This window comes from Natronobacterium haloterrestre (assembly GCF_900112205.1).
Taxonomy (GTDB): domain Archaea; phylum Halobacteriota; class Halobacteria; order Halobacteriales; family Natrialbaceae; genus Natronobacterium; species Natronobacterium haloterrestre.
This window is the reverse complement of sequence record NZ_FOKW01000003.1, coordinates 151,313-170,124: the sequence shown is the minus strand read 5'-3', so window position 1 is coordinate 170,124 and position 18,812 is coordinate 151,313. Positions and strand designations below refer to the sequence as shown.

Here is an 18,812-nt window from a genome sequence, read left to right as displayed (position 1 = left end):
GTATGAGCGCTACCGACCGCGATTCCGACTCCGACGTCGATTCCGAGGCCGAGTCCGGGACCCGAACCGAACCCGACCCGGACCTCGAGCACGAACCAGATCTCGATCCGAACCCGAACGCCGAAGCCGCCGTCACCGAACTCCCGCCCAGCGCCAAACTCGTCTACAAGGTTCTCGAGTACGAGGGATCGCTGACCCAGGAGGAGATCGCCGGCGAGTCACGGCTCTGTTCCCGGACCGTCCGGTACGCGCTCGACAAACTCGAGGGGCAGGAACTGGTCGCCAGCCGTGTCTGTCTCGAGGATGCACGCCAGTCGAAGTACTGGATTCCGGAGTGAACGAGTAATCGAAGTGAAACCGGCCGCTACCGCAGTTTCCGATACCGGTCGACGAGCAGATCGAGGCCGAACGCGCCCGAGGTGATCGTGTAATTCGTCTCGAGGCCCGGATTGAACTTCGCCTTGTACCGGTTGATGCTCGGGACGCCGGCCCCGACGAGGTCGTACCGCTCGAGCCCTTCCCGGAGGCCGTCACGCATGACGTGCCAGTCCAGCAGGTCGTTGATCGCCAGGTCGACGTCGACGTCGGGCTTGACCCCGCCCTGCCACCGGTACCGGGTGGTGTCCGACTCGACGACCAGAATGCCGCCGACGGTGTCGCCGTCGACGCGACAGACGTAGGGCCGGATCGAACCGTCCGGCAGCGTCGCGTGGGCCGCCCGGGCGAACTCTGGACTCAGGTGGAACGACTGGCCCTGACTCTCGTATCGCCGGGCGACCTGATCGACGATCTCACCCACGTCCTCGTTGTCCCCTTCCTCGACGACATAGGCGTCCTCGTCGGCGTTGCGCACGTTGCTCCGGGCGTCGCTGCTGAACCGCTTCGCCAGTTCCTCCTCGTCGCCGGCGTCGGCGAGGTCGACGACGTACGTGTACCCCGGCTGGACGTCGAAGTCGTTCCAGACGAACGGCCGCACGTCCTCGAACTCCGCGGCCACGATCTTGGTGTAGACCGGCGAGATTTCCCGCTCGATCCACTCGATCGCCCCCTCGAGGAAGCGCCTGACTCGCCGGTCGGCCTTGCGTCGTTTCAGTTTGTCGACGTTCAGCGTCGCGGGACCGAGATAACAGGACCACGATCGGGGGGCCGGGGAGAACGCGCCGGTAATGGGACCGCGATTGTACTCGAAGATCGGCAGGAGACCGACGGCCTCCTGGCCCTTGAACCCCGCAAGCAGGTGCGGCGTCGTTCCGGTGTCGTCGGCCTGCAGTCGCAGCGCCTCGGCGCGAAAAAACGGGTTCGTCCCGTCGGAGCGTTCGACGTAGCGGTTCCACTCGTCGGCGTCGGTCCACGGATCGAGCGTCGTGACTTCGATACTCATTGGTTAGAGGTAGCCGAGATCGGAGAGGCGGTCCTCGACGACGCGATCGTCGGTCGCGGTCACCGGCTCCGGCTCGTAGGCGGGGTACTCCGCTTCAGCTCCCGGGTCGACGATCGGCAGCGGTCGGCCGTCCATCGCCGCGTCGATCGGCACGTCGAACAGCGCACAGATCGTCGGCGCGACGTCGAAAATCGTCGCCCCGGCCTCCTCGAGAGGCACGTCCTCGTCGAAGGCCGGCCCCCTCGCGGCGACGATTCCGGTTCGCTTGTGGTTCCACGGCTCCATCGGCTCGCCGAACTGCTCCGTGCCGAGGTCGGCGGCGAGGGCGTTGTCGAAGTCGGCGGGCACCGTCACGATGTCGGGTGCTTTGTCGACGTGGGGGCCCTCGAAGTACCTCTCGCGGGGTACGACGGCGTCGAACATCGGCTCGCCGTCGGGCGTCCGGACCGCCGATAGTTCGTCGATCACTTCCTCGCGGACCCGCTCGTACTCGGATTCGGGCACTCGACCGTCGGGTTCCCGGCCCTCGAGGTTGATCCGGAGCCCGAGTTCGCTCTTCGAGCGCATGTAGACACGCGACTCGGGGAAGTCGACCCCTTCGCTCGCGGCCCGGATAAGGTCGTTCGGGACGCGCGTGCCGATCGGCTCTTTCAGGCCGACGCGATCGAGCGCCGCGGCCACGCGCTGTGTAGTGAGGCCGAACCGGGCAGCGACGTTCAACGCTTTTTCCGGCAGGCTCTCCTCGTGTTCGCCGGCCTCCTCGCCCTCGAGGAGGTCGTTCTCCCAGCTCTTCGACCAGTTGGGCATGCCGCCGCCGTCCTCGGTGCCGGTCAGATAGCCGCCATCGCGCAGGAACTCGTTGATCCGGAACTCGTGGCCCGTCATCTCCCCCATCCCGTGGTCGCTGACGATCAGGACGTTGTCGGGCTCGGTCTCCTCGAGAGTCCGTTCGATCTGTCGGTCGACCGCCTCGTAGACGGCCCGGATCGCCTTCCCGTCCCCGGGCCGCTCGTGGAAGACGGAGTCGGTGATCTGGAACTGCAGAAAGCCGAACTCCGGTTCCATCCGCCGACAGAGGTAGCGAAACGCCTTCCCGCGTTTCTCGGCAGTGCGCTCGTACGACTCGATCGACCCGTTTGCCTCCGGACCGCTCTGGGGGTAGATCCGGTAGCCGCCGCAGGCGATCTCGACGTCCTCGAGGACGCCCTGGGGGTGACAGTCGGGGTCCTCGGGTGCGGTCATTCCGGGAATCAACGCACCGTCGAACGGCCTCGCGGGGTGGGTGACTGGGAGATTGACGACGACGCTCGTGTAGCCGTGTTCGTCCAACAGTTCCCACACGGGCCGTTCCCGAACGTGCGTCGAGTTCACCACGTCCCAGTCGTAGCCGTCGAACGCGAGAAAGTCGTAGACACCGTGTTTTCCGGGATTCTTCCCGGTGTACAGCGACGGCCAGGCGCTCGCCGTCCACGGCGGGATCTGTGACTCGAGCGGCCCGTCCGTGCCGGACTCGATCAACTGCCGTAGCGTCGGCACCGCCCCCGAGTCGAACAGCGGCTCGAGCACGGGCCGACAGCCGGCATCGAGTCCGACGACGAGCAGTTCGAGGTCGGTGTCGCCGGTCGTCTCCGTCATAGGCCAGCGGTTTACCCGTCACCGCTTTGTTATGCGAGTGTTTTGCGCCGTGTAAGCCGGCTCTTCCGGAGCGGCGTCGAACCCGCGTCGAACGCCGCCCTGCCCGTCCCCGTTCCGCGTTCGCCCTGTAAGCGCGGACTGTCGCGGACCCGGAACCCGTATCCGCCGAATCACTAAGGACGCGCCCGGAAACGGTGAATCCGCCATGCATAGCACACCGACCACCACGAGCGCGGGGAGCGATGCCGGATCCCTCGGCCGTTCGCAGGGATGATCGACGACGTGCCGTCGCTGACCGTCGAGGCGCTATCGCGACGCCGTCACGGCCGGCCCGCCGGCCTCGACTCGTTTTTCGATCGCCACGCGCGGGCGTTCACCTACTACGGGTCGGGCAAGGTCGCGCTCCGGGACGGGCTGGCGGGCGTACTCGAGGCCGGACAGAACGTCCTCCTCCCGGCGTACCTGCCGGACGGCGTCGTCGAACCGCTGTACGAACTCGGCCTCGAGCCGCGGTACTACGCCGTCCGATCGACGCTCGCACCCGACTTCGCTGACATCGAGGGCCGCGCCGACGGCAACACCGGCGCGGTGGTGTCGGTCGACTACTTCGGGTTCCCCCAGCCCGGCCTCGAGGAGGTGGCGGCGATCGCCGCCGACCGGGGCTGGTACCACGTCGACGACAACGCACACGCACCGATCAGCCGCTCCGAGGGACGGCTCCTCGGCACCCTCGGCGACCTCGGGATCACGAGCCTCTGGAAGCTCCTGCCGGTCCCGAACGGGGCGATCCTCTATCTCACCGGCGACGACGTGCGTGAGGGGTACGATCCATCCGATCTCGCGGGCGTTCGTGACGGACTCGGCGCCGCCGACTGCCGGTTCGTGCTCAAGTCGTTCGTCGGCGACCTGCTCGAGTCGAACGCGATGCTCAGACACTCGGTCGAGGCTATTCTGGCCGAACGGGGGGACGGCGACGCACCGGCGGTCGGCGGCCCGAAAGCCCGTTACGAGCGTGCGAAAGTACGGATGTCGAAACTCTCGATGCGGATCGTCGAGGATTCCGACCCCGAGAAGATACGAACCGCTCGCCGGGCGAACTACCGCGCGTGGCTGGACGTCCTCGGCGGGCGAGCCGATCTCGAACCGGTCTACGACTCGCTGCCGCGAGGGATCTGCCCGCAGGCGTTTCCGGTCCGGGCCGCCCGTCCGGACGCGTTTCTCGCGGAACTCGAGACCGCCGGGATCGGCGCCCACACCTGGCCGCGACTCTCGGACGAGGTCCTCGAGGATCCGGAGTACGAGACGGCGACACGGCTCTCCCGTGAGATCGTCACGCTCCCCGTCCACCAGGAAATCGAACCGGGGAGGATCGCGGCCCTCGGCGACCGACTGCGCCGGTAGGCCGATCAGTCGTTCTCGACCGAAAGCAGCGTCGACCTGACGTCGTCCTCGAGCAGGTAGGAGCGTTCGTCCCGGCGATCGAGTACCGCCTCCGTCCGCAGTTCCGAGAGCAGCCCCTGGACCGCGACCGGCGACCGCTCGACCCGCTCGGCGATGGCTTCCGTCTCGAGGGGCTCGTCCCGCGCGAGGACGCCGAGCACCCGCCCGGCGGTCTCGACCGTACACTGGGATCGCTCGCTCGCCGCCTCGAGCCGTTCGCCAAGCGGGGTCGACTCGAGGCGATCCGCCAGCGACTCCTGGTCGGTCGCGACGACGAGTCCGGAGTCGCCGTCGACCGCCGTGCCGTCGTCGCCCTCCGACCCGGCTGTGGCCCCGGCCGACCCCTCACCAGCCGTTCGTATTTCGGTCTCGGCCGAGTTGCCGTCCGGAGCCGACCCTGGGTCCGTGTAGCCGAACTCCACCGGATCGCCGCCGGCCTGGACGATCGCGTCGTCGGTCTCGGGGGCGGCTTCGGAGTCGGCGGCCGACCCGGTCTCGCGATCCGAGACGGGATCGGGATCGGGATCGGAACCGGAACCGGAATCGATCCGCTCTTTGAGTCTCCGGACCCGCTCCCGCAGCCCCTCGTTCTCCTCGCGGAGCCGTTCCATCGCGTCGGCCCGGGACTCGACCTGCAGTTCGAGCTTCTCGATCCGGTCTTCCCGGTCCGCCAGCTTCTCCTCGAGTTCGTCCCGTTCGGTCTCGAGATCGACGATCTCCTCGTGAAGCTGCCGGACGTCCTCGCTACCGGGCCCGGCCCCGGCACCGGCCGCGCTCTCGTCGGGCAACTGCGTCTGGAACGTCTCCGGCCGCGTCAGCGCGTCGGCCATCTGTCTCGCCGCCGAGGAGACGTCGCGGGCCGACTCGAGTTCGTCCTCGAGGGTCTCGATCCGCTTTTCTTTCTTCTCGAGTTCGTTCTCGAGTTCGTTGATGCGGTCCTGTTCGCGTTCCTTCCGTTCGGAGATCTTCTCGAGGTCGCCGACCAGGGAGTCCGAGACCGACTTGAGGTCGGGTCGCTCGAAGTCGTCCAAGCCGGGGGTCGCGCCGGCGTCGAAGGTCCGCTTGCGGCGGAACTGCACCTTGCGGACCTCGACGTCGGTCCAGTCGGTCTGGACGAACGCCTGGCCGTCGTTCAGGTCGGAGACCAGTTCCGAGTACTCGGTGTCGATGATCCGGCCGACGACTTTCGTGTCGTTGTTCCAGGTCAGCCGGTGCCAGACCAGCCAGTTGGCCTGGGTGATGAAGTCCTTCTTGACGTCAGCGGGCCGCTGGCTGATGCCCAGAATGCCGAGCCCGTGTTTCCGGCCGCGCTTGCTGATCTTGATCAGGAGGTTCCCGGTCTCGCCGACGCCCCCGCCCTCGGGGATGTACTCGTGGACCTCCTCGACGACCAGCAGGAACGGTTTCTTGAGCTTCTTCTCCTTGACGAACAGCTGGCGCGCGATCTTGCGCAGCAGTTCGTCCGCGACGTCCTCGTCGAGATAGCCCGAGACGTCCAGGATGATCGGGACGTTCTCCTCCAAGGCGAGTTCGGCCATCTGCTCCGCGTGTTCGGGACCGATCTGGATGTCACACTCCTCGTCGGCCCCCGCATGGAGCATCTCGTACTCCTCTTTGAGCCCGTAGTACTCGCCGTCGGTGTCGACGATCAGCAGGGGAAAGCCGGCCTCGAGCAGTTCTTCCGCGATGACGGAGGCCGTGTTCGACTTCCCGGAGCCGGACTTGCCGGTCACGAACCCGCGTCCGGTCAGCAACTCGACGACCGGCAGGTAGAGGTCGTCGCCGTCGTCGGTCTCGCCGACGAGGATCTCGCGCTGTTGGTCGCTGTCGTCGCTCACCGCTCGCTCACCTCTCCCTCGACCTCGAGAGCCGTCGCGCCCTCGCGTACGCGTTCGCTCGCGACCGCGTCGTTCATGCTATCCGTACAGTCCGATCGTGGTACCTTGAATATTGGCCTCGAGTCCGGGGCTCGAGCGGTCGGCGGAGCGACGCGACGGTTCCGCACCTGGAGGTCGACGGCGTCCGATCAGGTCGCTTCGCCCGAGTCCGCGTCCTCCCCGTCCGGTTCTCGATCCACTGTCCGCTCGCGAACCGTCATCCCCTTCCGACCCAGATGTTGGAGCTGGCGTCGCGCGAACTCCTCCTCGCGGCTGCCCCGGGTCGCGAGCACGTAGACGAGCGCGCCCCCCGCGGGACGCATCGTCCGGCCGGCCCGCTGGGTGCCCTGTCGCCGTGACCCGCCCAGCCCCGAGGCGACGATCGCCAGGTCCGCGGTCGGGAGGTCGATCCCCTCGTCGCCGACCCGGGAGACGATCAGCAGGTCGCGCTCGTTCCGACGGAACTCCTCGAGCAACCGCCGGCGCTCGTGGTGAGGAGTCTCGCCGCTGAGGAAGGGAGTGTCGAGCGCCTCCGAGAGTTCCCGTCCCTGCTCGAGGTAGTCGACGAAGACCAGCGCCTTCGCGTCGTGGTGGTCGGCCAGCAGGTACCGGACCTCGTCGATCTTCCCGCGGTTGCGTGCGGCGATCCGGTACTTCTCCTGGCCCTCCGCGGAGGCGTAGGCGTTTCGCTGCTCGTCGTCGCCCCACGGCACGTACCGGATCTCGAGTTCGGGCTCGGCGACGAAGCCGGCATCGAACAGCGCCTGCCAGTCGGTGCCGATCGGCGGGCCGACCAGCGTGAAGATCTCCGTCTGTCGGTCGTCCTCCCGGATCGGACTCGCGCTCAACCCGAGGCGGTGCTGGGACTGGAGGTGGGTGCTGCGCCGGTAGACGTCCGAGGGGACGTGCTGGCACTCGTCGAAGATCACGAGCCCCCACTCGCGGTCGTCGAACAGCGAGCGGTGGCGGTCCATGCCGGCGATCTGGTAGGTCGCGATCGTCACCGGGCGGACGTTCTTCTGTCCGCCGTGGTACTGGCCCACCTGGTGGGGGCCGAGACTGGTGTACTCGACGACGGCGTCGGCCCACTGGCGCGCGAGGTCCCGACTGGGGACGAGCACGAGCGTCTCGCCGCCGACCTCGGCCATCGCACCCATCGCGGCGACGGTCTTGCCGCTGCCCGGCGGGCCGACGAAGACCCCTTCGCCGGCCTCGGCGAACCGGTCGACCCAGGTCCGCTGGTAGTCACGCAGCGAGACCTCGAGGGCCACCTCGAGCGCGTCGCCGGCGTCCAGGTCGCGGTGGTCCTGGACGGGGTAGCCCGCCTCGTAGAGGATCCGTTTGATCGCCGCTTCGGCCCCCTCCCGAACCCAGTCCTCGGTGTCCGAGATGGGCGCGTGGACGTGTTCCTCCTCTAGCTTCTGGCGGGCGACGTTGCCCATGACCTCGGGGGTCTGGGCCTCGAGCACGGTGTAGCCGTCCTCGTGGGTGTACAGCCGGAACTGGCGGGCCCGCTCCCACTGGCTGCGGACCCACTCCTCGAGTTCCGCCGAGCGCTGGCCCAGCGCCTGGCGCATCGTCCGGGCGAGGGCCTCGAACTCGTCGTGGGGTGCCTGCCAGACGTCCTCCGGCCGCACGACGTAGCGGTATCCCTCCTCGCCGTTCCCGTCGGCGAGGTGGGCGAACTGGGACAACTGGGCGCGCGTGAACTGCGTCGGCTTGTCGACGACGATCTCGCGGCGCTTGGGGAAGACGACGACCCGTTCCTCCTGGGTCAGATCCTCGAGTTCCGAGGGGTACCAGACGACGGGGTCGTTCGAGACGGAGAGCCGCTGGACCGAACCCGCCTCGGCGAGGGCCTCGAGGTCTTCGCTGACCGCTTCCTGGGAGCGCTCGAGGCTGCGGGCGACGGCGTCTGCGGTCAGCACGGGTCGTCCGGCCTCCTGACAGGCCTCGTGGAATCGGTCGAGCGAGAGCCTCGAGGCGTCGATCTCGTCTCCGTTCGATTCGACGTCTGCGCCGGGTTCGTCAGACGCGTCGGTGCTGGCGGGGTCGTCCCGGCTGTCGCTACCGGCGTCGGCGGACGAGGAGCGTTCGTCGGTCACTGGCGGGCCGTAACGGCGGTGTGGGTAAACCCATTTCGCTCGGGGACCGACCGCCGGGAGTCGGCCGGCGTCGCTCGGACGCCAGGGTCTTCCGCCAGGTTCCGACCGGATGGAAACAGCCAGCGCGCTTAAGTGTAGTTCATCGGATTACTTGGGTATGGCAGCTGTTTCGAGCGACCGAGTCGACGTCGCCGACGGAGCGGGGGGGCTCCGCGGCCGGTACGAGGCGATCCTCTGGGGGATGATGGATCACCTCGGAATCACTGAAAGCGCCGAACGGAAGATGATCGCGGCGGTCGTCCTGCAGTTTCTCGGGACGATCGCCGTCTTCGCGCTTCCGCTCGTTTTCCTCGGACCGGGGGAAGCGTTCTCCGTGTTCCCGACCGCACAGATCGTGCTCACCGGTGTCGTGTTCCTCCTCGCCGTAGTCGCGTTCGTCAACACGATGCTGATCGCCCGCGAGGACATCATCCGACCGCTGCAGGAGATCCAGGCCGTCGCGGACGACATCGCGAACGGCCACCTGGACACCCAGCCGCCGGCACCCGATCAGGACGACGAGGTCGGCGACCTGCAACAGTCCGTCGTCTCGATGCACGCTTACCTGACCACCGTCGGCGACCAGGCCGACGCCCTCGCCCGCGAGGAGTTCGACGCCGACGTCCTCGAGGAGGACGTCCCCGGGGAGTTCGGCGACTCCCTCGAGCGGATGCGAACCGGGCTCGAGGAACGAATCGACGAACTCGAGGCGAGTCGCGAGGAGATCGAACAGCAGCGCCGGGAGGTCGAACAGCGCAACGCCGCCCTCGAGGCCGACGCCGAGCGGTGCCGGGACGTCCTGGAGCGGTGTGCCGAGGGCGATTTCACCCACCGCGTCGACCTCGAAAGCGACCACGAGGCGATGGTCGAGATCGCCGACGGGTTGAACGCGATGCTCGACGACGTCTCGGCCACGCTCGACCGGATCCAGACGATGGCGGACGAGGTCGACCAGGTCGGGACGGAGGTCTCGACGAGCGTCGCCGAGATGGAGAACGCGAGCGCGGAGGTCAGCGAGTCCGCCGAGGAGATCTCGGTCGCGACCGACGAGCAGAACGACCGTTTCGAGGAAGTACTCGACGAGATGAGCGACCTGTCGGCGACGATCGAGGAGATCGCGTCGACGGCGGACGGAGTCGCCGACGTCTCCGAGGAGGCAGCCGACAGCGCCCGTACCGGCCGCGAAACGGCGAGCGCCGCGATCGAGGAACTCGATCGGCTCGAGCGACGGACCGAGGCGATCGTCGAGCGGATCGAGGCCCTCGACGAGGAACTCACCGCGGTCACGGAGGTCGTCACCCTGATCGACGAGATCGCCGAGGAGACGAACCTGCTCGCGGTCAACGCCTCGATCGAGGCCGCCCGTGCGACCGGCGACGGGAGCCGGTTCGCGGTCGTCGCCAGCGAGATCAAGTCCCTCGCGGAGGAGACCGGCGACGCGACCGGCGAGATCGACGAGATGGTAACCGACGTCCAGGCGTCGGCCCAGGAGGCGGTCGAGGAGATCCAGACGATGCAACGCGAGGTCGTCGACGGCGCCGAGACGATCGAGGAGAGCCTCGAGGTGCTCGAGGAGATCGCCGATCGGGTACAGGAGGCAAACGACGGCGTGCAGTCGATCAACGAGGCGACCGACGAGCAGGCCCGGACGAGCCAGGGCGTCGTGACGATGGTCGACGAGGCGACCGAACAGAGCGAACGGACCCTCCAGGAGACCAGCAGCGTCGCGGCAGCCGCCGAGGAACAGACCGCGACGGTCTCGGAGATCGCCGGCGCGGCGGAGTCGCTGTCACAGACGGCCGCGGAACTGAACGGGCAGCTCGAGGCCTTTACGGTCGAGGGGTGACGCGGCCGACCTCTCAGGTACCGCTACCGGCGAACAGTATATGCGGGAGGCCGACGTATCCGCTCGTATGTACCGTGCCATCCTTCCGGAGGGGCAGATTCTCTGTGACCGGTACGAGCAGGGCGAAAAAGGGTTCGAACTCTACGACGAGACGGATCAACTCGTGGCGTTCGTCCCGTACGACAACCTCCACGCGCTGGTCGACGAGGACGTGTACTCGGCGGACGACCGGTCGATCATGTAGCCGGCGCCTGGTCGATCGCGTCCAGCTGTTCCCGGTACCTGTTTCTGACCGTGACGACGGTCGTCTGTGCCGTCTCCGCGACCGCGCGCTGCGGGATCGTCTCGTCGCAGAGTAACCCGGCCGCGTAGATCGCCGCCGCGGCGAAACCCGTTGGCGACTTGCCCGAGTGCAGCCCTTGCTCGGTGGTTTGTTCGATGATTTCGACGGCTTTCGTCTCGACCTCCTTGCCGACGTCCAGTTCCGAACAGAACCGGGGCACGAACTGGCGCGGGTTGGTTGGCTCGAGGTTGATGTCGAGTTCGTCGGCGATGTAGCGATAGGTGCGACCGATCTCGCGCTGGTCGACCCTCGAGACGGCCGTCACCTCTTCGAGGCTGCGAGGGATGTCCTCCTTGCGGCAGGCGGTGTAGAGCGCACTGGTGGCGACGCCTTCGATCGATCGGCCGCGGATGAGATCCTGCTCGAGGGCGCGCCGGTAGATGACGCTTGCAGTTTCCTTGACCGGGTTCGGGACGCCGAGCGCGCTGACCATGCGGTCGATCTCCGAGAGGGCGTACTTGAGGTTTCGCTCGCCGGCGTTTTTCGTCCGGATGCGCTCCTGCCAGACCCGGAGCCGGTGGATCTGTCCGTGTTTTTCGGCGGACATCGAGCGGCCGTTTGCGTCCTTGTTTCGCCAGTCGATCGTCGTCGTCAGCCCGCGGTCGTGCATCGACTGGGTTAGTGGTGCGCCCACGCGCGACAGTTCGTCGTGCTCCTGGGCGTTGAATGCGCGCCATTCCGGGCCGTAATCGATGGGATCTTCCGTCAGGACGAGCCCGCACTGCTCGCAGACGCGCTCGCTGCGGTCCGGATCGTGCACGATTGTGTCGGTCTCACATTCGGGACACAGCTCCGTCTCCCGTTCGGGTTTTTGCTTGCTATGTTCGCTTCTCGCGTGGTCGATGATGGGCTGTGTCATCCGTATCGTTCTGAAAGCCTGCAGGCATTGTAAGGGGGTAACATGGTTTCGTGGGAAAGCCCGACTTACCGGCACGCCACCTGAGAGAGAAAATAATCGGCACGGGTTCCGACGCCGCTCGTTCGGAACCGTTCGAAACCCGCGCCGACGCCGTGTCCCATCGGTCGTCTCCGGGCGAAGCGAGTGCGCCGGTCGCTTCGACCCATCCCTTCGGATGCCACGCCGTGACATGAATCGTATCGATCGTTCCACGGCGCCGGCGCCGTAAATCGAGCGTTCATCCCGTAAATATCGCTTTCGAGACAGAACCGTGGCGCGAATTTATGTCGTTGGAGCCAAACGTTCGACTAGTGCCCCGTTGCCGACCCACTCCCCGATCCTCGAGGGCCCGGCGGCGGCCGCCGGTCCGGCCCGAAGTACGCCCCGGATACGCTCCCCAAATCGGTCGATACCGTCGGCCCGGGGCTGGCCGGTCGGATCGCCGTACGCGCCGCCCGCGACCCGCCTCGAGTCACGGGGATCGAAGCCGTCCCGTACCGGCTTTGCAGCCGTTGCGAAACGTGACCGTGCTTAAGAGTGTCTTCGTTGGTATACAACTTGGTGTGTCAATCGTGACTGCGAATCGCCGTTTGGACGTACAGCGGTCGTCGCCGGGCCGGAACCGCGGCGACGTTCTCGACCGCACGCGGTGGCGAAGCCGGACGCTGTCCCCGGGTCCGGCCGCCGGAGGGTCCCGATAATGTCGTCGATCGATACCTCTTTGCCCGACGAACTCGCCTCCTCCGTCGGTGACGGAGACGACGACGAACGACTCTCGAAGGACGTCATTTTCGAACTCCTCAAGAACCGTCGCCGACGGGAAGTGCTCGCCTACCTGCTCGAGGCCGAAGAGACCGTGACTCTCGGCGAACTCGCCGAGCAGATCGCGGCCTGGGAGAACGATACGGACGTCAACGCGCTCAGTTCCGACCAGCGAAAGCGCGTCTACGTTGCCCTCTACCAGACCCACCTGCCAAAGATGGACGACGCCGGAATCGTCGAGTACGATCAGGATCGGGGCCTGATCTCGCTGTCGGACAACGCCGATCTCCTGATGATGTACCTGGATACGGAGTCGCATCAACGGGATCGGTGGGACCGATGGTACGGCGCGTTGAGCGCGATCGGCGCGGTCCTGATCGGGGGCGCGTTCCTCGGGGCACCGGTGCTTTCGGCCATCCCGACGATCGGGCTCGCCGGAGCGATCCTCGTCGCGCTCTGTGGTCTCTCGATCGCCCATGCCGTGGCCAATCGAAAACAGGAGCGAAACGTCGACGGGAAACTGGACCGGATCGAGTGACCTCGCCGACTCGCACGTTCTCTGCGTTCCCGGCCCGTACCCCGCGGCTCCGTGTCTCACCTCGAGCCCGAAACCGAACTCGAGTCCCGGGTCACGAGCCTCGAGCGTCGGTTCTTCGTCCAGTCGTCCCGTCCCAGTTCTCGCTGTGGCCTCTCCGCCGTCTCACGGCCTCGTAATACATCTCCTACGCGGCGGGATAATTCAGGAAGGACTTTTAGTCATGCCCCGCGTATCGTCGAATGGCTCCCGGCGACCGTCATCCAGTACCGGAGCAGTTCGCGTGCCAGCTTGCTGTTCCAGGCGCGGGAGCCACTTTCCTACGCGGCCGTTCAACTACGTAGACGTAGTCGCGACCGGCGCGACCCCGTCCGGCCATCACCGATCGGGTCGAACTCGGGCGTGCCGTAGCGGCGACGAGGTGTCTGGAGGGGAAGCGGTACCTGACTACTGGTCGCGGGCGTTGAACTGGACGTCGACCGAGGCATCGCCCAGCAGCCTGAAGTCCTCGAAGCCGCCGTCGAACCAGTACGCATCGCGGCCGTCGCCGACCGCGCCGCGGACGACGCCGTCCTCGTAGACGCGTTCGTCGTCGATCGTGAGATCGCAGAAACTCGCTTCGACGATCTTGCCGGAGACCTCGAAGGAGTACGTCGTCGGATCCTCCGCGTCGGCCCCGTCGATGAGGATCGCGTGGGGCAGCAGTTCGTCGTCGCCGTACTCGTCGGGATCGATCTCTTCGCCGTCGATGGTGACGACGGCCTCACCCTCGATGATCGCCACGTCAGTCACTGTACCCGAGAACCGGAACGACTGGCTCGCGTCGGTCACGGAGCTCTGGACCGTCGATCCCGACACCGTCGTCGCCTCGTCGTCGGGGTCCTCGGCCCCGTCGAACTCGATCGTGCCGTCGACCGTGATCTCGTAGCTCGTCGGCTCGCCCCGTCCCTCGACCGTGAGGGTGTGGGGCAGTTCCTCGCCGAACTCGTCGGGGTCGACCTCCTCGCCGTCGAGCAGGACCGTCGCCGGGCCGTCGACCGTTAGCGTCTCGACCTCGCCATCGAAGCGGAACGCGTCCTTCCAGTCGGCGACGACCCCGTAGACGGTACCGTCCTCGATTTCGGTTTCCTCGTCGATCGTCGCGCCGTCGTGGGTCGCGGGTTCGACCTCGCCGTCGACGACGAACTCGTATCGCGAAACGTCGGACTCGTCGCCGTCGAACAGCAGGACGTGCGGGAGTTCGTCGTCGTCGCTCCGTCCGGCACTCGAGTCGGACCCGCCCGCCGCGGCCTCACGGGCCGACGTCGGAACGCCCTGCGGCAGCGAGAGGTCGGGCGAACTCGAGACGTCGGAGCGTTGGAGGCCGCTGCCCTGAACCTGTCCCTGGATCGCGCCGCCGGTCATCCGCGCGGAGCCGCTGTTGCGCATGACGGCCGCGTAGGGGTACGATCCCGCGGCGAACTCCGAGTCCCTGACCTCGACCGTTCCGCCGGGCCAGACCCACAGCGGGCGACCGGCGTCCTCGGTGTAGCCGCCCCAGCCGGGGCCGTAGTCGGTGCCGTCGTTGTAGGCGACGCAGTTCACGACGGCGTCGTTTCCGCCGGCGACCCGGAACGTGGAGACGCCGTTGTTCTTCCCGTAGCAGTTCTCGAACCGGACCGAGCCACCGGAGGCGGTGTTCGAACAGTAGAAGCCGTTGTTCGGCCACCCCTGGACGTTACAGTGTCGGAAGGTCACGTCGCAACCGGCCTGCTTGTGATAGAAGACGGCGCCGGGGCCGTGGACGAAGCTCTCGCCCTCCTTGGTCGAGCCGTCGCCGAGGTAAACGTTCTCGACGAGGACGTCGCCGCTGGGCGCGTTGATCGAGATCATGAACTCGTCGCCGCGGTGAAGCCCCTCGAATCCGACGTTCCGGATGACGGAGTCGCCGCCCTCGACGAGCAGCAGGACGCTGTCGCCGGTCGTGAGGTCGATGAGTTTGTTCTCGAACGTCTCCCCGCGGCCGATCCTGATGACCTGGCCGCGGGCGGTGATCTCCTCGTACTCCTCGTCTTCCTCGTCGGCGGTGACGGCCCCCGGAAGGGTTACCGCGGCGGCCGCACCCGTCACGCCGGCCAGTTTGACGTACGACCGCCGATCCAGTAATCCGGTATTACCGTCGTTCGTCGCCGTCCCGTCGCCATCGTCCCCGAGCGATTCGTCGTCCGGTACCGAAGGTTCGCGTGCCATGTATCCAGTAATTGGAAACTACCGGCATAAACTTTCCCTTTACACAGCCCTAAAATTTACGTACTGTAACAAGATACATACTGTTCGTTCATAGAATTTTTACTTTTCGTCGTCGATTGCAACGGAGGAGAATCGATAGCCGACGACGGAAGTAACTCAGTATTACCCGAATTCCGGCCCGTTTCGTGCATATACGTTCCACGTCGTTGTCGGGTAAAACCGTATTACCGACTCGAACCGTCAGCCTCCGACGGCGTCGAACGGGCGTACTGCGATGCGTCGTCGACCGCAGGAACGCAACCGGATGACTGGACGATCGCGGCCGCACCGCTCGAGCGCGAACGTCGAAAAACGGGAACGAAATCGAACGAAAACGTCAGCGGGGGCCGGGGGCGGCGTCGTGTCGACGGGTACCGAGACGGAAGGAGGGGTGCAGCAATCCCACCACGGAGAGCTGCGTCAGCGGGGTCCGTCGATCAGTCGCCGGCGGCGGCTTCTTCCGGACTGCGCGGGACGCCCTCGGGGATGAACGGCTCGGGGTCCGTGCCGACGTCGTCCCCCAGCCGGACGTTCGAGCCGGCGTGTTCGCTGATCCCTGCGGCATCGTCGTAGTCGGTGTCTTTGACGACCACGTCGGTCGCTTTGCCGTTCGCGCCGGCGTCGATGGCCGTGTTCTGCCCGTTCATCTCGATCTGGCAGTTCTCGACCTCGATCGTGCCGGGGGCCCACGCCCAGATACCGCGGCCGGCGTAGCCCTCGTCGTCGACGTAGACGCTCGAGTTCGTCACCTTGCTCCCCTCCGTCGCGAGACGGAAGTGAGAGACGTAACAGTTCGCGGCGAAGCTACTGTCGATGTGGATCGTTCCGCCCGCACCGGAGCCGGGGGCCGAGCCGTAGATCGCGTTGTCCGCGAACCCCTGGATGTTGACGTTCTCGAAGTCGATGTGGCCGGCGTGGTCGGGGTCGACCCAGAACGCGGTCTGGCCGTGACCGCTCGAACTCGCGTTACGGCTGTCGGAGCCGTCACCGAGGTAGACGTTCTCGATGGTGCTCGAGCCGTTCGGGTCGGTGTCGGAGATACCGAACGTGGCCGATCCGGTGCCGGACGTGTTTTCCCCCTTGAAGCCGACGTTCCGGATCGTCCAGTCGGTGCCGTGTGCCGTGATGACCACGTCCTGGCCGGTCGTCATGTCGATCAGCTTGTTCTCCCAGGTCTCACCGGAGTCGATGGTGATCGTCTGACCGGAGGCCTCGATGACTTCGTAGTCGTCTCCGTCGGCCGCCGCGGTGCCGGCCGCGCCGACGGACGTCGCCGCAGTCGCGACCGCAGCGAGCGAGCGCACGTAGCTTCGGCGGGTTAATCCGTTGTTACGGTCTGCAATCGAAGTTTCGTCCGTCTCGGACGTTCGGGGATGCTGCGCCATACACTTGGGTAACTCCGACTTACACTCATAAACTTTTCTTTGGAGCCATCGATTAAATTTACGCAAATAATTTGTAACGATGTTGTTCTGGACACAATCTAGCCGACTTCGTTCAGGAAGATACGAACGAAAACCGGGCCGAAACGGCCGTCGCAACGGGATGTTTTCCGAATAAAAAGTCTATTACTCCGGCCAGAGTCGTTCTGCAGCCGGTTTTCGAGATTGGGGCCGAACCCGGCGCGATCCGAGAAACGGGTCAGCCGGGCGGAGAGTCACTCTCGAGGGAGAAAACAGCGGTCGATTACTGCCGGTCTCGAGCGGTCGGGAATCGAACCGACGGGACAACAGGGGGGTGGAAATGTGCAGGATCGAACCGACCGGTGAAGATGAGATGAAATGAGACGAGATGAAGCGGGGGCGACTACTCGGTGCCGTCGACCGCGTACATCGAGAACTCGCCGTTCGAAATCACCTTGTCCGCCTCGGGGCTGGACTCGAGTTCGGCGATCGACGACTCGCTGTAGTAGAGTTCCTGGTAGACGTCGACCTCGCGAGTGAGATCGTACTCCGTGACGGTCAGGTAGTAGTCGACGCCATGGTAGGCCCCGCTGTAGTTGCCCGCTCCGAACCGGTCGGGATCGACCTCGCCCGTCTCGATCGTCGCGCCGCTGAGCACGTCTTCACGCTCGAGGCCGTAGAGTCCGTGGTCGTACCGGTAGGGATCGTACCCGAGGCCGGCATGGGGTCGGTCCTCGGCGGCGTGCTCGAAGCTCGATTCGTAGCCGCTGAACTGCTGGTCGGTCACGTGCTGACCGGGGTCGTAGATCAGGGGCGAGGTGAAGACCGTCAGCAGTCCCAGCATGAGACACGCACCGAGCGCGAGCGCGACGACGGCGTTCGCCCCCGGGCGAGTCACGAACCGCCCGAGGCCGCCGGCGAGGTGGGCGACGGCGACGCCGGCGAGGATCGTCACCACGACGTAGATGAAGCCGATCTGGCGGAACGCCATCGTCGGGGTGCCGACGAAGTACAGCGCCAGGATTCCTCCGAGCGGAATCAACGCGAGCGCGAGGTAGGTGACGAACGCGGCGGTCTCCCGTTCGACCTTCGTCCGCCCCAGCCACATCGCCAGGACGAACAGCGCGACGATGAGACCGATGATCGCAGCGTCGAGGAACAGCGCCACGAACAGTTCGCCGATGCTGCCGCCGATCTCGACCAGGGACGCCTCGCGCTGGCCGACCTCGGCCCCGGCTCCGATGTCCTCCGCGAAAAGTCCGTAGACGACGCTCGAGATCGCGTCCCTGAACCGTTCGTTCGAGGCCGACCAGGCGAGGAACACGAGCCCGAGGACCGCCGCGTGTGCGTACGCGGTCGGGTGGTCGACCATCGGGTGGTCGTCGTACTGGCGGCGTGCGAGGAACTGGACGAGCGCGATCGCACCGACGAGGACGACGACGTTGACCATCTGCTGGGGGTGGATCAGGAGGAGCGCGACGCCGCTCAGGAAGATGAGCACGCTGAACGGCGAGAGGCCGAGCGGCAGTCGCTCGATGACCGCCCGCCGCCGGAGATACGCGACGACCGCGAAGACGACCACCGGGACGAAAAACAGCGCGTTCGAGTTCGTGTGCACGCCCATGTGCGTCGCGACGTTGTTGACCGGCAGCACCATCCAGGAGACGATCGCGCCGAACCCGATCGCCGCAGCGCTCCCGCTAACGTTCCGAACGACCAGCGGAACGAACACCAGGAAGGGAACGAACAGGACGACCATCGTGACCAGCAACGCCCGTTCGACGGGGATGCCGCCGACCTCGCCAAGCACCGAGCCGATCGAGTGGACGGCCGGATAGAACAGTTCGTGGGGCTCGAGTTTGCCGCCGACGATGTCCCGTGTCCAGCCCAGGTGGGTCATCGCGTCACCCATCCCGGCGTACCGGTAGTTCCGGATCACCGGGAGGCTCACGATGGCGGTGACGGTCAGCGCGCCGAGACCGATCCCGACTCCCTGGTACCAGCCGCGACAGACGATTGCGGTGCCGACGGCGATCGCCAGCGCCAGCGCGAACGCGGCCCACGTCGCGGACGGCGTGCCCGCGTAGACGGACGACTCGTACCCCGTTGCCGGGTTCTCGCGCGCGATGAGAACGCCGGCCGCGACGGCGACGAATCCGCCCGCGAACACGCCCTCGAGTATCGTTCGTCTCATCGGTTCAGTCTCCCCTCCGTCTCGCGTTCGGTTCGCGTCACGTCGAAACGCATCTCTTGGAAATCCCTCACCGATATCGGAGTTTG

General features: G+C 66.4%; 13 protein-coding genes. 5 read left to right on the top strand and 8 right to left on the bottom strand.

All coding sequences use genetic code 11. The features are described 5' to 3' along the window. Window positions 1–2 precede the first annotated feature (2 nt). Window positions 3–338 (top strand): helix-turn-helix domain-containing protein, encoded by a 336-nt coding sequence (locus tag BM113_RS07375; RefSeq protein WP_089786697.1) that lies wholly within the window; start codon window positions 3–5, stop codon window positions 336–338. Window positions 339–364: 26 nt separating this feature from the next. Here the strand turns inward: BM113_RS07375 and BM113_RS07370 are convergent, their stop codons facing one another. Both BM113_RS07370 and BM113_RS07365 read right to left on the bottom strand, forming a co-directional pair. Next, window positions 365–1,381, bottom strand: coding sequence for a lipid II:glycine glycyltransferase FemX (locus BM113_RS07370; RefSeq protein WP_089786696.1), 1,017 nt, complete (start codon window positions 1,379–1,381; stop codon window positions 365–367). Window positions 1,382–1,384: 3 nt separating this feature from the next. Then, window positions 1,385–3,016 (bottom strand): alkaline phosphatase family protein, encoded by a 1,632-nt coding sequence (locus tag BM113_RS07365; protein WP_089786694.1) that lies wholly within the window; start codon window positions 3,014–3,016, stop codon window positions 1,385–1,387. A gap of 270 nt (window positions 3,017–3,286) precedes the next feature. Here BM113_RS07365 and BM113_RS07360 point away from each other — a divergent pair, with 270 nt between their 5' ends. Beyond that, entirely contained in the window at window positions 3,287–4,417 is a 1,131-nt protein-coding gene (locus BM113_RS07360) for a DegT/DnrJ/EryC1/StrS family aminotransferase (protein WP_089786692.1), read from the top strand. Window positions 4,418–4,422: 5 nt separating this feature from the next. Here the strand turns inward: BM113_RS07360 and BM113_RS07355 are convergent, their stop codons facing one another. Both BM113_RS07355 and BM113_RS07350 read right to left on the bottom strand, forming a co-directional pair. After that, window positions 4,423–6,294: a helicase HerA domain-containing protein gene (locus BM113_RS07355; RefSeq protein ID WP_089786690.1), complete on the bottom strand. Its 1,872-nt coding sequence runs from the start codon at window positions 6,292–6,294 to the stop codon at window positions 4,423–4,425. A gap of 188 nt (window positions 6,295–6,482) precedes the next feature. Beyond that, complete coding sequence (locus BM113_RS07350) at window positions 6,483–8,438, bottom strand: DEAD/DEAH box helicase (protein ID WP_089786688.1); 1,956 nt, start codon at window positions 8,436–8,438, stop codon at window positions 6,483–6,485. A gap of 157 nt (window positions 8,439–8,595) precedes the next feature. Between BM113_RS07350 and BM113_RS07345 the strand changes: the two genes are divergently transcribed. Together BM113_RS07345 and BM113_RS22255 are read left to right on the top strand one after the other, a co-directional pair. Next, a complete protein-coding gene (locus BM113_RS07345; protein WP_089786686.1) occupies window positions 8,596–10,323 on the top strand; it encodes a methyl-accepting chemotaxis protein in 1,728 nt (575 codons plus the stop codon). Window positions 10,324–10,390: 67 nt separating this feature from the next. Further along, entirely contained in the window at window positions 10,391–10,567 is a 177-nt protein-coding gene (locus tag BM113_RS22255; protein ID WP_007142920.1) for a hypothetical protein, read from the top strand. Here BM113_RS22255 and BM113_RS07340 read toward each other — a convergent pair. Continuing rightward, window positions 10,560–11,525 (bottom strand): transcription initiation factor IIB, encoded by a 966-nt coding sequence (locus BM113_RS07340; protein ID WP_089786684.1) that lies wholly within the window; start codon window positions 11,523–11,525, stop codon window positions 10,560–10,562. The two genes, BM113_RS22255 and BM113_RS07340, sit on opposite strands and share 8 nt — an antisense overlap. A gap of 739 nt (window positions 11,526–12,264) precedes the next feature. On the opposite strand from BM113_RS07340, the gene BM113_RS07335 reads away from it, so the two are divergent. Then, the gene (locus BM113_RS07335) at window positions 12,265–12,864 is read left to right on the top strand and encodes a DUF7344 domain-containing protein (RefSeq protein WP_089786682.1); all 600 of its coding nucleotides are present in this window, start codon (window positions 12,265–12,267) and stop codon (window positions 12,862–12,864) included. A 444-nt stretch (window positions 12,865–13,308) separates the two neighbouring features. Here BM113_RS07335 and BM113_RS07330 read toward each other — a convergent pair whose 3' ends face one another. From BM113_RS07330 to BM113_RS07320, 3 genes are all read right to left on the bottom strand, one after another. Then, window positions 13,309–15,090 (bottom strand): hypothetical protein, encoded by a 1,782-nt coding sequence (locus BM113_RS07330; RefSeq protein ID WP_089786680.1) that lies wholly within the window; start codon window positions 15,088–15,090, stop codon window positions 13,309–13,311. Window positions 15,091–15,566: 476 nt separating this feature from the next. After that, on the bottom strand, window positions 15,567–16,514 hold the full coding sequence (locus BM113_RS07325) for a hypothetical protein (protein ID WP_089786679.1): 948 nt from the start codon (window positions 16,512–16,514) through the stop codon (window positions 15,567–15,569). A gap of 421 nt (window positions 16,515–16,935) precedes the next feature. Beyond that, a complete protein-coding gene (locus BM113_RS07320) occupies window positions 16,936–18,726 on the bottom strand; it encodes a hypothetical protein (protein ID WP_089786677.1) in 1,791 nt (596 codons plus the stop codon). Between the last annotated feature and the right edge of the window lie 86 nt (window positions 18,727–18,812).